The organism is Streptomyces sp. ITFR-6, from assembly GCF_031844725.1.
Taxonomy (GTDB): domain Bacteria; phylum Actinomycetota; class Actinomycetes; order Streptomycetales; family Streptomycetaceae; genus Streptomyces.
In genome coordinates, this window is record NZ_CP134612.1 from 60,531 (window position 1) to 75,434 (window position 14,904).

Below are 14,904 nucleotides of genomic sequence, written 5' to 3' on the forward strand. Positions count from 1 at the left end.
ACCTACGACCTTCGTTCCTTGCCCGGGGCGTTCGGGAAGGTCGCCTCGTCGCGGTCCGTGCCGTCGGTGATCCACCATCTGTCCCCGCCGGAAAGGGCCAGTTCCGAGCGGCCGTCGCCGTCCCAGTCGTGGGCGGTGACGAGTGTGCCGTCGGCGGGGCCGTAGTCACCCCGCGCGGAGCGCTTGGTGGCGCGCCAGGGCTTCGACCCGAGCCCGTGCTCCGAGCCGCCCCGCAGCACCTCGATCCGCGCGTCCCCCGTCTCCTTCTTCCTGGTGAGCTGTACGGCCAGGTCGTCGCAGCCGTCGCCGTTGAAGTCTCCGGTGGCGAGCCTGGTACCGAAGCCCTCCTCGTAGTCGCCGCCGTCCATGGTGACCCACTCCCCCGGTTCCTTCCCGTAGCGGACGCTGACCTGGCCGCGTCGGTGGGGTGTGTCGACCTCGTCATAGCTGTCGACGAAGCTACGGCCGATGGCGACGTCCTGCCGCCCGTCGCCGTCGAAGTCGCCGAAGACGACGTTCTCGCCCTCGGGCAGCCGCTCGGGCTCCTTGCTCAGGCCGCCGGCGGTGCGGGCGCCGCCGGTGAACAGCAGGGGCGGGTCCCACGGGGAGCCGTACAGCGCGAGATCGGTGGCGTGGTCGTCGTTCGCGTCCCCGGCGACCAGCACGGGTGACGCGCCCTCGTCGACCGGGCTGGGGATCTCCACGGTCCGGGCGGGGGCACCGGAGCGTTTGAACGGTCCCTTGAGGACGACCAGTTCCTGATCCTCGTTGGAGAACCTGAAGACCACGAGGTCGGTGTGGCCGTCCCCGTCGAAGTCGCCGGCGATCGGCGCGGTGCTGTATCCGCTGCCCGGCAGGGGGACGCGCCCCCTCGGTCCGCCGGCCCTCGGGCCCTTGGAGCTTCCCCACAGGATCTGGGCGGCGCCGCTGACGACGAGGTCGGCGTGGCCGTCCCCGTCCAGGTCGGCGACCGTGGGCTGCCACGGTTCGTCGCCCACCTGGATGTCGTCCGGCACACCGAGGTCTTCGCGGGTGAGGACGGCCGTACGGTCGTGGTCCGGGCCGTGCCCGGAACCGGGCACGACGACCACGTCGAAGTTCTCCGTGTCGGCGTTCTCGTACACCAGATCGGCGTAACCGTCTCCGTCGAGGTCGGGGTTCGCGGGCGTTTCCTCGCGCACCGTACCGGCCGAACCGGCGGGTCTGCAGGGGCTGCCGGCCACCGGGCGCGGGCCGTCGGACGGGAGGAGGACGAGATACGCCAGTACCGCCACCACGACGAGGGAGGCGGGCACGGCATGCCATAGGCGCAGGTGGCGGAGGATCGGACCGCCTGCTGTCGAAAAGTGCATCAGCCCACTTCACGGGCATGGGCGCGGACCGCACAAGGAATCGGATCACTTTGTTACGGGGGTGATGCACGCCTGTCCCGCTCCCCCGCCCCCGTTCCGGCCGCTGGTGGAAAGGCCTGTCGGTCCGCCCGGCACCGGTGTGCGTGGCGGGTGGTTCCGCGCGGCCGTTCCGCCGGGCGGGGCTCTGCTCCGCGTCAGGCGGCGGGTGGGATTCGATGCGCCGTGACGTAGCGGGCGGGGTCGTTGCGGTAGGTGGTCCGCCAGTGGCGTGCGGTCCGCTCGGCAAACGTCTCGTTCGTGTCCAGGATCTCGTCGAGCGGGTCGAGGAAGGCGAGCACCTCGGCTTGTTCGAGTCCTGCCTGGATGCGGGCCCGCAGTCCGGTGCGCGCCAGGGTGAGCAGGTGGCCCGCCAGTTCACGGACGGTGTCTCCGCCCAGCCGGGTGGCCAGTCCGTCTGTGGGCAAGGCCCGATGCGCGGCGTTGCCCTCCTCGGGCGTGTACTGCCGGAGAAGCTCCCAGGCGGCCGCACGCGAAGGCGCGTGATAGGTCAGCCCGGTCCACAAGGCCGGGAGTGCGGGGATGTGCGGGTACGGCGGGCCGTCCGGCGCGCGGGTCTCCAGGGTCCGGCGGACACGGACGGTGGTGTAGACCTGGTCGAGGTGGGAGAGCCAGTCGTCCCAGTCCGGAGCGGTGCCGTCGTCGAAGCCCTCGCGGAGGTGGTGCGCGAAGGTCTGGGGGCCGGCGAGGCGGTAGCCGCTGGGGCCGTGGCGGTAGATCATGGGCAGGCCGAGTGCCCAGTCGGTGAGGGCCTCCGCCGTGAGCGGGGTCCGGAGTGCGGTGCCCGGGGGGCCTACGCGCCTGGGGTCCATGCGGAGCCAGTCGCGGCAGCGGTGGGAGAGGACCCCGTCCAGTTGTCCCGCGTACAGCGGGGAGTTGACGAGCAGCGCGGCGACGACGGGCGAGGCGGCGACCTGGACGCGGAGCTTCGAGGCGAGGTCGTCCGCCGAGAGGTAGTCCAGGGTGGTCTGGGTCGAGGTCGACAGCTTCATGATGTGCGGTGCCCCCTCGCCCTGCGGGCCGAGTCCGGCGAAGTACGTTCGCATGACTCCGCCGCGCTCGGTGGGTACCCAGGTGGAGGTTTCGACCCGGTCGAAGGGGAGGTTCCCGCCGGGGACGATGGCCAGTCCGTGCTGCTGGGCGAGGGCGGCCAAGTCTTCCATGGTGCGGCGCATGGCGGTCACGAGCGTGACGAGGTTGTCTGTGGGAGGGGATGAGTATTCGAGCTGGCCGCCATGTTCGAGCGTCAGTTTCGTCCCGTCCGGGAAGTGAGCTCCTGTCAGGACGTCGCCGGCTTTCTGTGGTGAACCGCCCCACCTCTCTGCTGCCTGCCGCAGAAGGGCCGCCATGCCGTGCGGCCCGTCGTACGGAGCGGCGAGGCCGGTCGTCTCGTCCAGCACACCTGCCTCGACTTCGAGACCGATGCGTTCGCGCGTGCCTGGAGGGGCGAGGAAGGCCTTGTGGAGGTCCGGCATGCGCAGAGGCGGGCGGCTGCGGCTGCTCTGCGGGTCTTGCGTGTTCATGACGTCACTCCTTCTCTGATGAGGTCTTCCTCTTCGCGGCGCGCGTTCTGCCCTGCCTCCGTGGTGGACAGGCGATCGAGCAGGCGGCCGACGGTGTGCAGCGCGGACTGGGCGGCGCCCTGCATCCACGCGTGGGCGGCCGAGAGGTGCTCGCCCGCGAAGAAGAGCCGGGGGTTGCTCTCCGGGTGCGGTGTCGCGAGGCCGCCGAGGTATCTCGTGTGGTCCCCCGGAGCCAGGTAGGCGAAGGACCCGCCGCTCATTCCGGGCTGGTTGTCCCAGTCCCAGTGCAGGATGTCGTCGATGTCGTCGCAGATGCCCGGATGCAGCTGTTCCAGGCTGCGCATCACGACCCGGTCGCGGTCCGCCGGCGTCAACGTGGTGAAGCGACGTGCGTGCGGGCCCCAGAGGTAGGCGCCCGTGAGTACGGCTGGCTCGTGCGAGAGCTCGGCGCTCCGGGCGGTCAGCCGCTGGGACGACGCCGCAGCGGCGAGGGGGGCGGGACGGGCGTTGTCCGACGGGTACCAGCACTGCTGAATGGGGAGGTCGGTGAAACTCCCGCCGCCGTAGATGCCGTCGTCGATCTCCCAGCTTCGCCGACGGAGGTGGACCAGGGTTTTGGTGCTGCTCGCGTAGGTGAGACCGCGGACCGCTCGCGCTTGCCGGTGGGGAAGCTCCGGGGTGATGGCGATCTGGTCGAGCGTGGTCAGCGGGACGCAGGCCATCACGGCGTCGTACGACTCGTCCACAGGCCGTCCCACACACTGACCGCTGATCCGCGCCGTGTCGGAGAACAGCCGCACCGCGTCGACGCGCGTGGAGAGTCGGAGCGTTCCTGGCCTCAGGCGGCGCACGAACTCGCGGATCAGCGTATCCATCCCGCCATTGATTTCGAGGGGCGCGGCGTGGAAGAGACCGAAGTAGTCGACGAGCACTTCAAGGAGAGAGGCGTGCTCGTAGTGGACCAGTCCGCTGGTGTGTCCGAGCAGGTCCCAGACGTCCTGGGAGAATTCCCGGCGTGCGAACTGCCACAAGGAGGTCGACATCAGCTCGTCCAGGGCGGTGTCCCGCCAGTCGCCTTCCAGGACGCCCATCTGCTGTGCCGGAGAGAGCGCGTCCCACGCTGTACGCAGCACACTGTCCAGCCACGCTCTCGGTCCGTTCCGGCCGGGGGCGTCGATACCGTAGGCCGAATACAGTTGCTGCTCTTGACTCAATCGCACTCGCCGGCCACGCAGGTGGTAATACCCGTCCGGATTCAGATTGACGAAGGGGCGGGTCCGCAGCCCGAACTCCTGCACGTAGTGCAGCACGCATTCATGGTTCCCGGGGATGCACATCGCGCCCACATCGGCGTATGTGCCGTCCCAGAACCGGTGCGTGCGGACCCGTCCTCCGGGGCGTTCGGCTCGTTCATAGATCACGGCGTCCACTCCACGCCGCTGGAGTTCATAGGCCGAAACCAGCCCCGCCAGCCCGCCGCCGATGATTCCGACAACCGCTGGGGAAGACCGCTCAGCCACACGTAATTCGTCCGGAAAAGCAAAACATCGGTCGAACAACCCCTCACGCTCCTCTTTTTGTTGACCTTCCCAAAACCGATGGTCCGCGCCGCGCAACAGTGTTCGCCGAGACCGCGAGCACAGAATATGAATGGTCATCAGCAACACGGCCGAAACGCTCGACCGCTGATGACTTCGCCCGGGGACGAACAAGCGCGGCTGCTTTCGCCGTGGCAGGAGGAGCAGATGGGCAGAGGGGCAGACGAGGGGCGCCCCCAGGTCAGGTCCGGCGAGAACCTAAGGGCGAATCCGTTCGCGATTCCGTTCGAGGCCGTGGCACCATGTACCGCATGACGACGAACCGAAAGGTCCATGCCGCGTAGGCGGCCAGGACGGTGCCGTGCCACCGTCGGCGACCACCGGTCAACGGACGCACGGCCCGTCATCGACGGCCTGTCCTCGCGTGCCCAGTCCGAGATCATCGAGTGCGAGCGCACCCGGAACTACCTTCGGCCGGGCGACGTCAGCAGGGCTGTGGCCCTGTGGAAGGACTACGTCCACCAGCCCGAGCGTGCTCTGTGGCGCGACTACGAGTGGGGCAACGTGCACTGGTACTGCTGCGGGGATCCCCTTGACGCCCGAGCTCTCCTCGACACGGTGATGCGGGCTCTGTCGCCACGTAGCGCCCGCGAACTCCGGTAGATCGTCAATCGGTCGGACGCCTTCTGGGGTCTGCCTGCCTAGGTGACCGAAGCGGGGTCAGCGCGACGGCCTGTCGTCGACCGCGACGAGGTTTCCACCGCGGAGCATGTAGAGCAGGCCCTCGTGGACGTTGACATGCGGGCCGCTGTACCAGGCCCCGTTGACGTCAGCGACGACCGTGGTGACGGCGAACGTCTTCGGATGGAAGCGGAAGAGTGTGGTGTCCGAGACGCCGTAGACCGCGCCCCGGTTGGTGACCATGGCGGCGAAGCCCTTGCCGACACCGCTGACGTCTGCGGTGTGCACCACCTTCCCGGCCCGCACGTCGATGACGAACAGCCCTCCCTTCGTGGTGAGCCCGTAGAGGTTCCGGGCCTGCAACGCCGGAACCGCCACGCGGGCCGGCTGCTCCGTGTCGACGCGCCACCGCTCCTTGCCGGTGGCCGGATCGATGGCGACGACGGTGGCGCGGGGTCCCTCCTCGGCGGCGTTGTCTCCGCCCAGGTATGCGACACCGTCCCGGTTGGCCAGCGCCCGCACGAGTTGGACGTCGTCGATCGGATTGGCGGAGGACGCCGGCTTCCCGGTCCTGGGAGAGTACGTCCACAGGGCGCCGCCGCCCTCGGTGTCGGACTGCACCCCGACGAGGAGCATCTCGCTGTCCGGGTCCCACGAGAGGTCCAGCGGACGGTTCTGCTCCGTGGGGAACTTCGCCGCCTGCTGCGGCTGCCGGCGCCGGGAGGAGTCGAACCGCCAGATGCCCTGCGAGTTGTACTGGCCGGTGTACAGGACGCCTTCGATCACCTCGGCGTCCTTGGCCTCGCCCGGTGCCCGCAGGTTGACGACCTCGCCGGTCCTGAGGTCGCGCCGCGAGATGGCGCCGTTGCCGCCGAGGTCCACATACCCGTGGCCGGCGGCGATCCCCATGCCCGCCTGTGGTCCGGCCTCGGCTCCCGCCTCGTGCAGGTCTGTGACCACCGAGATCTTCGCCGGCACATCGATCTCGGCCACGAAACCGTAGCCAGAGACGACAGCAAGCGTGCCGTCGGCATGGTCCAGACCCCAGATCTCACCGAGATCCGGTCCGGTGAACTCGACATGGGAGATCGTCCCGTCGGCCTTCGAGTAGGCCTCCACTCCCGACTCGGAGGCGAAGCAGATCCGCTCGGCGTCGGAGGTGAACGTCTTGATGACAGCGCCCTCGGTCTTCACCACGCTGTAGGAGGAGAAGTCGTCCAGGTCGATCACGGCGAGTTTCGCGGGATCGGCCGCACCCGACGTGCCGACGATCAGCTTCCCGTCCCGGACGGCGAGTTCCCGCAGGCTGGGGCCCTTCTCCATCTCCTTGGGCACGATCGAGGTGAACGCGCGGCTCTGGCGGTCGAACGCGAACAGGGGCGCCTCAGGGCTTGCCGGGAATCAACACGCCGGTTTGATCTTGTTTTCGGCGGTGTCGAGGAAGCTGATGACGTCTTCTGGTTTGTGGAAACGGGCGGTTGAGGCGGTGAGGTGAACGCCATGGGCTACCAGGAGCGGGCGAACGTCTTTCGCTGCGCGGCTGATGGTCATCGCGGTGGTGTTGAAGAGCTGGCCGAGCAGGTGCATGGGCGCGAGTTTTCACAGATGGAGCAAGGTGGCCAGAACCCTGTCGGCTGAGGTGAGCTTGGCTTTGGCACCAGCGCCAGGGGCAACCAGGCGCTCGTGGCCTCGGCGCGCACGGAGTACTTGCTCACGCTGAACCTCCATCTCTGGAGTCAACGCGTCAATGAATTCGCTGAGTTGCCGACGGGGCATTCCGGTCAGTTCCGGGTTCTGGAGTGCATACCGTGTGAGGTGCGTGGACCGGTCCGCCAGGGCCTCGTCCGGCGTGCTGCCGGTGGTCGCCGCGTCCATCGGCTGCGGGTGGAGGGTGTAGTTCCAGTCGCCGTGGAAGCGGTGGCGGGTGATGGGCAGGACGGCGATCTCGTCGTCCCTGACGCGGATGCCGGTGGGGTACTCACCGCTGTCGAGTTCGGCCTGGATGGTGAGACCGGTGCGGCTGGTGGTCGCGGCGATGGTCTGGAGCATGACTTCGTGGCTGGTCAGGGGCCTGCCTCGCCAGTTCATGGTGATGTGGGAGAACAGCCGGTGCTCGATCTTGTTCCACTTCGAGGTGCCGGGCGGCAGGTGACACACCGTGATCTCAAGGCCGGTCTCGGCGGCGAGATCGGCGAGCTGGGTCTTCCAGCCCCGGGTGCGGTAGCCGTTGGAGCCGCCACCGTCAGCGGTGATCAGCAGCCGGCGGGCGCCGGGGTAGTCGTGCCGGCCGACCGCCTGCCACCAGCGGCGGATCGAGGCGACGGCGAACGCCGCCGTGTCGTGATCGGTGCCGATGCTGACCCAGCCGGTGTTCGCCGTCATGTCGTAGATTCCGTATGGAATTGCCTTCTCGGCCTGGCCGGGGAAGTCGTGCGTCTTGACCCTCACGGGCTGTCCTGCGGGCTGCCATTCGTGCCCGGCGTTCTTGTAGTCGCCGATCAGTTCCTTCTTCTTGCTGTCCACGCTGATCACCGGGTCACCGGCGTCTCTGTGGTCTCGTGCCTGCTCGTTGAGGTAGCGGAACTGGGCGTCCCTGTCGGGGTGCTGGGCGCCTTCGATGGTCTTGGCGTTGGCCTGCAGGCTGAAGCCTTCCTCCCGCAGCAGGCCGGCGACGGTGTCGGCGGAGACCCGGTGCCCCTGGCGGGTGAGCTCCGCTGCCAGCTTCCGGGTCGACTTCGTCGTCCAGCGCGCTTGCGAGATACAGCGAGGAGACCAGGACCGCGGTGGCTCCCACCGCCACGTTCAGATCTGCGGCGATCGGCACCAGCGCCGTCGCGATGATGGAGCTGTTGATCGGGTTGAGGCTGGAACCGACGTAGAGCAGTGCGGTGAACCTCCAGCCGAAGGGCTTGCGGACGGGGCGCCTATCGCGGTCCCGGTCTCGGTCTCGGTCTCGGTCCCGGTCTCGGTCTCGGTCCCGGTCTCGGTCTCGGTCTCGGTCTCGGTCTCGGCGGTTCTCATGGAGTGCCCTTGTCGGGGTCGGCGTCGGCCAGCCGCTCCAGCAGCTCGATCACCTTGTCCATGTCGGCGCGTTCGTCTGCGGCGACGACATGTTCGATGGCGCGTGCCAGGAACGCGGCGCGCCCTGCCAGCAGCTTGCCGATCAGCTCGGCCGCCGACGGATCGGCGCTCATCAGCTTCTTGCGGCCGTCCTTCGGGTCGGGCTCACCGTGGACCAGGCCCGCCGCCTTCAGGACGGCGAGGCTCTGGGCGATGGCCTGGGCGCTGACGTGTTCGGCCGCGGCCAGCCGGGCCGCTGTGACGGGCCCCTCACGCACGACGCTCGCCAGCACGCCGAGCTGGGTCACGCTCAGGCCCGTCGCGTGCTGCCCCGACTCCGTGCGCAGCCGGGCCCGCAGCCGCGTGATCGCGTCGTTGAGGCGCTGCGCCGTCGCGGCGGACTCCTGCGGCGTGGGGTTCTCGGTCATGACCCCAGCGTAAATCAACACAAGTAACTTTACCAAGTTACTTGTGTTGATTTACGGGGCGGAGTAGCCAGGAACGAAGAGCACGTCGCACCTGCGGACGCGGCCGTCGTGTGATGCTGGCGTCATGACTGAACACCGCGCGGTTGCCGTCGTCCGCTGGCCGGGCCAGACCCCTGCGAGCGTGGACGCGGTGGCCGCGTTGCTGGCGGCCTACCATCTGCGGACGGAGGCGGAGAAGGGCGGACCGGTTGCCGATGTGGCCCGGCTGCCGGAGCGGTACCGGGCAGAGATCACAGACCCCGCGACCGCGTTCGCCGGCGATGTCGTGCTGGTGGCTCTCCTGGGGGACGCCGCTGTGGGCTGTGTGGTGGTGACCTCTCCGGCGAACGGGCAGCCGGAGATCAAGCGGCTCTGGACCGACCCCGAGTCCCGCGGCCGGGGCGTTGCGTCCGCCTTGCTCGACGCCGCGCTGGGCCATGCCGCGGAGAACGGCGCGGACACCGTCCGGCTCTCGGTATGGGAATGGACCGGGGCCATCGCCCTGTACGAACGGCTCGGCTTCACCGTCACCGATCCGTGGGACGAGCGGGATCAACTGGTGTGCATGCAGCGCGCTGCACACGTGGCCCCGGATCCGCGCTGATCCGCACCGTCACACGGTCACGAAGCCTCTTCCTGCGCGGACTCCTCGAAGTGGACGACGCCGTCCTCGTCGAGGCGAGGGTGGATGACCTCGGGGTCCTGGGTGTTGCCGTCGGATGGGCGTGGGCCTTCCGGTCCGTCGGGGCCCCAGCGCAGCAGGCGACGGGTGCGGACGATCCGGAGCGCGGTGCCCAGGACTTCGACCTGGTTGAGCCGGCCCGCGCGGAGCCGGTCCGCGGCCTGGGCGAATGCCGCCAGCTCCCCGGCCGCGTCGGCGTCCTCGGGTTCGGCGGTGTGCGCGTCGACGTCCCGGCCGCCATCGTGGGGGATCAGGCCCCGCAGCCGCGGCCTGAACCACATCAGGGAGAAGTACAGCGTGACGCGCGCGTCGTGGGCACTGACGTGCAGGGCGCTGCCCGGCCTCCAGGACCTGGTGCCGGACCGCTCGACGACCTGGAAGGCGGCCGGCATGAGCAGGACGTCGGGGTGGCTCTCCACAGCCCGCACCGAGTCGCCCAGCACGGAGTCGGGGAACCTGGTACCGGTGTAGACCAGCGAGCGCAGGGACAGCCGCTCGGACGCCTGGACGGGGGAAAGGGGTACGTCAGGATCCAGTACCAGGTCCGCGTCGACCCTCAGGCTATTGGTGCCGGAGCCCCAGTCGGGGACGAGGGGTTCGGGGTCGGTCGGCCTCGGCGTCTCGATGTCACCGTTCGCGTCCATGCCCGCGTACTCCTCGGCCCGCACCACGCGGTAGCGGGTGTCGAGCACGGTGAGCTCGTCGACGCGTTCGCTCTCCAGCCGGGCGACCGCCGCCAGCAGCGCCCGCCGCTCGGCCCTGTCCTTGGCTTCGTCCTTCGCCCGGAACCAGAGCAAGGAGTTCAGTGAGTCCCGGGCCTGCTGCGGACAGCCGTGGGTGACCTCTACGGCCACCCGCCACCGCCGCCCGTCGCCCTTACTCTGCTCGGCCACCCCGAACAGCGGCCCTCTGACGGCCAAGGTGCTGTGCAGCGCCGCGTCGAGAGCGTCGGCCTCCATCGCGGCCTCCACCGGCTCCACCGGAACCCTCACCACCACTGGCCAGTCGGCCGGCCCCGCGCCCATTTCGTTCATGCCCCTCATCCTGACGGCAAGGGAGCGCCCGCGTCCTGGATTCACCAGCTCGGTCGAGCAGGTGGATGCTTGTCGCATTTCCGGTCCGCAGCCGGCCGCGGGCCGGGGCGCGGACGGGCACGCGGCCGACGGTCGGCGGCGGGCCGGCTCAGGTGGCGGGGTGGGCGGCCAGGAATTCGGGCAGCGTCTCCGAGGTGAGCGGGTAGTAGTCGGACAGCCGCGCGCCCTCGTCGAGTCGGCGGCGCGCGAACTCCTCCCGGTCCTGATGCCGGATCGAATCCTCGGCCAGCGGCACCGCGCTGTGCTGCGGGACCACGACGGCCCCGTCCTCGTCAGCCACGATCAGGTCACCGGGGGCCACCAGAACGCCGCCGACCCCCACCGGGACGTTGAACGCGGACGGGAAGAGTTCGGTCTGCGAGGCGTAGTGCGGGGTGACGCCCGTGCACCAGATGGGGACGCCGAGCGCGCGCACCCGGGCCGCGTCCCGGATCCGCCCGTCCACGACGATCCCCGCGCCGCCCTTCAGCTTGAAGTAGCGCACCAGCATGTCGCCCAGGCAGCCGGTGTAGTGGCTGCCCTGGGCCGAGACCACGAGCACGTCGCCGGGGCGGATGGATTCGAGCACCTTCCACAGCGCGGTCTCCCGCTCGGCGTCCTCCTGCTCGGCACCGTTGAAGACGTCCTCGCGCCTCGGCAGGAACTGGAGGGTGACGGCACCTCCGGTGATCTGCACGTCGGGCTCCCGGTGCAGCGGCACAGGGCCGTCGATGAACGTCCGTGTGATTCCCATCTGGTGGAGCTTCGCGCAGGCCGTGGCCGCGCTGACCTCGCCGAGCGCCTCCACCATGCGTGCGGTGGGCCGCACGTACTCCGAGGTGTGGACCGGTGCCCGCATCGACGCGTACGTCCGGATCTCCTCTGTCGACGGTGCTCCGTGATCCCGGGTCGGGTTCATGCTTTTGCCTCCGTACACAGCGCCAGTGACATCATCGCCTATCGATGGTAGATAACAGTTAATCGATTACTACTGTCAATGTGTCAGGAGTTTTTTTCGTGACCACCACGTCACCCGGCTGGTTCGAGGCCGAACGCTTCGGGCTCTTTGTCCACTTCGGCCTCTACAGCCTGGCAGCTCGTCATGAATGGGTGCGCAGCCGGGAGCTGATGGACCAGGAGAGTTACGACCGCTACCTGAGCCGCTTCGACCCGGATCTCTTCGACGCGCGGGCGCTGGCACGGGCCGCCAAGGAGGCGGGGATGCGGTACGCGGTGCTCACCGCCAAGCACCATGACGGATTCTGCCTGTTCGAGTCGGAGTTGACCGACTACACCTCGGTCCGGGTGAACGGGCGGGACCTGGTCCGGGAGTTCGTGACGGCGATGCGGGAGGAGGGGCTGCGTGTGGGTCTGTACTACTCACTGCTCGACTGGCACCACCCCGGCTTCACGGTCGACGAGCACCATCCGCTGCGCGGCACGGAGCCGGCGGACGAACCGCGCGACATGGACGCCTACCGTGCCTATCTCCAGGGGCAGGTCAGGGAGTTGCTGACCGGGTACGGGGAGATCGACCTCCTCTTCTTCGACTTCACCTATCCGTCGAAGACCTCCGAGGACTGGGGTGCGCAGGAGCTGATGGCCTCGGTCCGCGCCCTGCAGCCGGGCATTCTGGTCAATGACCGGCTCGGGATACCCGGTGACTACGTGACCCCTGAGCAGTACCAGCCCGAGCGGCCGCTGGAGCGCGACGGTGCGCCGGTGCGGTGGGAGGCCTGCCACACGCTCAACGGTTCCTGGGGGTACGACCGCGACAACCACGACTACAAGGATCCCGCGCTGCTGGTGCGGATGCTGGTGCAGTCGGTGGCCTGCGGCGGGAACCTCCTGCTGAACGTCGGGCCGACCGGGCGGGGCGCCCTTGATCCGCGCGCCCGTGAGACCCTGGCGGCGATCGGTTCCTGGACAGTGCCGCACTCGCGCTCCGTGCACGGGGCGGGGCCGAGCGGTCTGACCCCGCCCGCGAACGCCATGTACACGCGGCGCGGCCGCCATCTGTATCTCCATCTGCTCGCCTGGCCACTGAAGCATGTGCACCTGCCGGGACTGGCGGGGCGGGTCCGGTACGCGCAGTTCCTGCACGACGGCTCGGAGATCAGCTTCCACGAGGTGGACGGCGCCGGGCACGAGCACACCAATATGACGCCCCCGGGCGAGCCGGCGGGGACGCTGACCCTGACCCTGCCGACGGCCCGCCCGGACGTCCTCCTTCCGGTGATCGAACTGGAACTGGACGAGGACCCCGACGCCGCCGGGAACGGGGAGGTCTAGGCGCATGGCGACGGGGATTCTGGGGGCGTCGTTCCGCTCTGCGCTCGGCCCTGAGCTGGCAGGGCTGCTGGGCGATCCGGCGGGCCGGGTCGGAGTACCGGACGTGACGTGCCGGGAGGTGTGGGACGGGGTGCCGCGCCCCGCACGCGATCGGGTGATCGCCGGTGCGCGGGCCGAACTGGCGCGCCCCGAGCCCCGGCTGACCGCGGCGGCCTGGGCCCGCGCGGCACGCGACGGGGACCGGGGCGCGTACGAGGACCGGGCCTGGGAGCTGCAGGAGCGGGTCTCCCGGCTGGTCCTCGCGGCGGTGCTGACCGGCGAGGTGGCCGACGCGACCGACGCCGGAGAGGTGTGCCCGTTCCTGGACGCCGCGGTGGACGGTCTCGTGCGGTTCGCGGAGGCGAGCACCTGGTGCTGGGCCTCGCACGACCGGTTCACGGCGGCGCGCGGCGAGGTGGTGCCCGATCCGGACGAGCCGTATCTGGACCTGGGGGCGGCCGAGGTGGCGGCGCTGTTCGCTTGGGCGGACCACGTGCTGGGGCCTCATCTGGAGCGCCGGACCCCCGGGCTCCGGCGGCGGCTGCGCCGGGAGGTGGACCTCCGGGTCCTGGCCCCGTTCGAGCGGGTGCGGGACTGGCGGTGGATCGGTGCCGACGGCAACGCCAACAACTGGAATCCGTGGATCCACAGCGCGGTGCTGGCGTGCGCGCTGCTGCTGTGCGAGGACGAGGCGCGGCGGGCCGGTCTGGTGCGGCTCGTGGTGGAGGGGCTCGACCATTACCTCGCGGTCCTTCCGGACGACGGGGGCGTGGACGAGGGGATCGCGTACTGGTGGGCGGGGGCGTGCCGGGTGCTGGAGGTACTCGATCTGCTCGCCGGAGTGGGCGGCCCCGCGCTCGACGCACGCGAGCTCCCGCTGCCGGCCCAGCTGTTGCGGTACCCGCAGCGGATGCATCTGGGCGAGAGCTGGTACGTGAACGTGGGCGACGCCCCGCCCCGGCTGTCCGGTGACCGGCCCTGGCATGTGCCGTACCGGTGGGGTGTGCGTCTGGGCCGGCCGGAGACGTCGGCACACGCGGTGGCGGGCGCCCGGCTGGAGGGCGATCCCGCGCCGCCCCGGGCGGGCCTCGGCCGTGCGCTGGCGGCGCTCGCCGATCCGCGGTGGTGCGGGGCGGTCGCCGCGGGGTCCGCTCCGGACGACGGCTCCCCGTGGCTGGCCCGCGAGGTGTGGCTGCCTCGCCTTGAGGTGCTGGTGGCGCGTCAGGAGGCCGCGTCCACGCGGGGGCTCACGCTCGCGGTGAAGGCGGGCCACAACGGCGAGCACCACAACCACCTCGATGTCGGTTCGTACTGGGTGGCTGTGGACGGACGGCCACTGGTCGTCGACGCGGGCCGGCCCAGGTACACCACGCAGACGTTCGGGCCCGACCGGTATACGGCGTGGCCCTTCCAGAGCGCGTGGCACAACGTTCCCGAACCGGGGCACCCGCAGTCCCCCGGGAGGGAGTTCACCGCCCGCGGGGTGTTGGTGAGCCTCGACGGCGCACGGAGCGTCCTGAGCGCGGAGTTGAGCGGCGCCTACCCGGCCGGTCCGCTGACCAGCTGGAACCGGACGGTGCGCCTGGTACGTCCGACCGGGTCGGCCGCCTCTTACGTGGACGTCGAGGACACCTGGCGGGGGCGGCTCCCGTATGTGCGGATCCGGCACCTGCTGTCCGGTCACGTCGAGTTGGGGGACGGCTGGGCGCGGGTGACGGCAGAGGGTTCGGGAGTCGTCATGCACTGGGACGCCGCCCTCGCCGTCGCCTCGACAGAGCGCGTGGCACTCGACGATCCCCTGCTCAGCGCGAGTTGGGGCGCTTTCCTGACGCGTCTCACCCTGACCGTGCGGACTCCGGGCAGTGCCGGGAGGGTTGGGGTGCGGTGGGAGCAGGCCACTTGAACAACAGGTTACGGCAGCACTCTTGAACATTGTGGGATGCCAGCCATAGCATCAGCAATCGATAGACGATTAGCGAAGAGCGAAGGCGTCCCGACCCCTTGTCTCCACGGTCCGTGGCCGCCGATCGCCCGCCGACGCCGACCCGGCCTTCCCGCCCGGCGCGACGCGGCACCCCACTCCACCGCGCACCATCTTCGACCCGCACTTCCCGATCGACAGTAGCTATCGATTATTCAC

11 protein-coding genes and 1 pseudogene are annotated in these 14,904 nt (G+C 69.8%); 4 read left to right on the forward strand and 8 right to left on the reverse strand.

Annotation, left to right across the window (positions count from 1 at the left end):
• Nucleotides 1-2 precede the first annotated feature (2 nt).
• From RLT59_RS00160 to RLT59_RS00170, 3 genes are all read right to left on the reverse strand, one after another.
• The gene (locus tag RLT59_RS00160; protein ID WP_311301445.1) at nt 3-1,352 is read right to left on the reverse strand and encodes an FG-GAP and VCBS repeat-containing protein; all 1,350 of its coding nucleotides are present in this window, start codon (nt 1,350-1,352) and stop codon (nt 3-5) included.
• Nucleotides 1,353-1,546: 194 nt separating this feature from the next.
• Nucleotides 1,547-2,932 (reverse strand): glutamate-cysteine ligase family protein, encoded by a 1,386-nt coding sequence (locus RLT59_RS00165; protein WP_311301446.1) that lies wholly within the window; start codon nt 2,930-2,932, stop codon nt 1,547-1,549.
• A complete protein-coding gene (locus RLT59_RS00170; RefSeq protein ID WP_311307560.1) occupies nt 2,929-4,590 on the reverse strand; it encodes a flavin monoamine oxidase family protein in 1,662 nt (553 codons plus the stop codon). The genes RLT59_RS00165 and RLT59_RS00170 overlap by 4 nt, the downstream gene beginning before the upstream one ends.
• Nucleotides 4,591-4,803: 213 nt before the next feature.
• On the opposite strand from RLT59_RS00170, the gene RLT59_RS00175 reads away from it, so the two are divergent.
• Complete coding sequence (locus RLT59_RS00175) at nt 4,804-5,133, forward strand: hypothetical protein (RefSeq protein WP_311301447.1); 330 nt, start codon at nt 4,804-4,806, stop codon at nt 5,131-5,133.
• Between the two features lie 57 nt (nt 5,134-5,190).
• Here RLT59_RS00175 and RLT59_RS00180 read toward each other — a convergent pair whose 3' ends face one another.
• From RLT59_RS00180 to RLT59_RS00195, 3 genes and pseudogenes are all read right to left on the reverse strand, one after another.
• On the reverse strand, nt 5,191-6,486 hold the full coding sequence (locus tag RLT59_RS00180; protein WP_311301448.1) for a BamB-related PQQ repeat family beta-propellar protein: 1,296 nt from the start codon (nt 6,484-6,486) through the stop codon (nt 5,191-5,193).
• Between the two features lie 66 nt (nt 6,487-6,552).
• Nucleotides 6,553-7,941 (reverse strand): annotated as a pseudogene (locus RLT59_RS39235) (ISAzo13 family transposase); the annotation flags it as partial.
• A gap of 227 nt (nt 7,942-8,168) precedes the next feature.
• Complete coding sequence (locus RLT59_RS00195; RefSeq protein ID WP_311301450.1) at nt 8,169-8,639, reverse strand: MarR family winged helix-turn-helix transcriptional regulator; 471 nt, start codon at nt 8,637-8,639, stop codon at nt 8,169-8,171.
• 124 nt (nt 8,640-8,763) lie between these two features.
• Here RLT59_RS00195 and RLT59_RS00200 point away from each other — a divergent pair, with 124 nt between their 5' ends.
• Nucleotides 8,764-9,282 carry a GNAT family N-acetyltransferase gene (locus tag RLT59_RS00200; RefSeq protein WP_311301451.1) on the forward strand — a complete coding sequence of 173 codons (519 nt, stop codon included), beginning with the start codon at nt 8,764-8,766 and terminating at the stop codon, nt 9,280-9,282.
• 17 nt (nt 9,283-9,299) lie between these two features.
• On the opposite strand, the gene RLT59_RS00205 is transcribed toward RLT59_RS00200, so the two are convergent.
• Nucleotides 9,300-10,394 (reverse strand): DUF5954 family protein, encoded by a 1,095-nt coding sequence (locus tag RLT59_RS00205; RefSeq protein WP_311301452.1) that lies wholly within the window; start codon nt 10,392-10,394, stop codon nt 9,300-9,302.
• A 148-nt stretch (nt 10,395-10,542) separates the two neighbouring features.
• The gene (locus RLT59_RS00210) at nt 10,543-11,352 is read right to left on the reverse strand and encodes an RraA family protein (RefSeq protein WP_311301453.1); all 810 of its coding nucleotides are present in this window, start codon (nt 11,350-11,352) and stop codon (nt 10,543-10,545) included.
• Between the two features lie 98 nt (nt 11,353-11,450).
• Here RLT59_RS00210 and RLT59_RS00215 point away from each other — a divergent pair, with 98 nt between their 5' ends.
• Both RLT59_RS00215 and RLT59_RS00220 read left to right on the forward strand, forming a co-directional pair.
• Nucleotides 11,451-12,725: an alpha-L-fucosidase gene (locus RLT59_RS00215; protein WP_311301454.1), complete on the forward strand. Its 1,275-nt coding sequence runs from the start codon at nt 11,451-11,453 to the stop codon at nt 12,723-12,725.
• A gap of 4 nt (nt 12,726-12,729) precedes the next feature.
• Nucleotides 12,730-14,667, forward strand: a complete 1,938-nt coding sequence (locus RLT59_RS00220; RefSeq protein WP_311301455.1) for a heparinase II/III domain-containing protein — start codon at nt 12,730-12,732, stop codon at nt 14,665-14,667.
• Nucleotides 14,668-14,904: the final 237 nt, after the last annotated feature.

Bases quoted from the DNA above. Each gene is read 5' to 3' on its own strand.
- RLT59_RS00160 (WP_311301445.1), bottom strand. From the start codon at position 1,352: ATGCACTTTTCGACAGCAGGCGGTCCGATCCTCCGCCACCTGCGCCTA.
- RLT59_RS00165 (WP_311301446.1), bottom strand. From the start codon at position 2,932: ATGAACACGCAAGACCCGCAGAGCAGCCGCAGCCGCCCGCCTCTGCGC.
- RLT59_RS00170 (WP_311307560.1), bottom strand. From the start codon at position 4,590: ATGACCATTCATATTCTGTGCTCGCGGTCTCGGCGAACACTGTTGCGC.
- RLT59_RS00175 (WP_311301447.1), top strand. From the start codon at position 4,804: ATGCCGCGTAGGCGGCCAGGACGGTGCCGTGCCACCGTCGGCGACCAC.
- RLT59_RS00195 (WP_311301450.1), bottom strand. From the start codon at position 8,639: ATGACCGAGAACCCCACGCCGCAGGAGTCCGCCGCGACGGCGCAGCGC.
- RLT59_RS00200 (WP_311301451.1), top strand. From the start codon at position 8,764: ATGACTGAACACCGCGCGGTTGCCGTCGTCCGCTGGCCGGGCCAGACC.
- RLT59_RS00205 (WP_311301452.1), bottom strand. From the start codon at position 10,394: ATGAACGAAATGGGCGCGGGGCCGGCCGACTGGCCAGTGGTGGTGAGG.
- RLT59_RS00210 (WP_311301453.1), bottom strand. From the start codon at position 11,352: ATGAACCCGACCCGGGATCACGGAGCACCGTCGACAGAGGAGATCCGG.
- RLT59_RS00220 (WP_311301455.1), top strand. From the start codon at position 12,730: ATGGCGACGGGGATTCTGGGGGCGTCGTTCCGCTCTGCGCTCGGCCCT.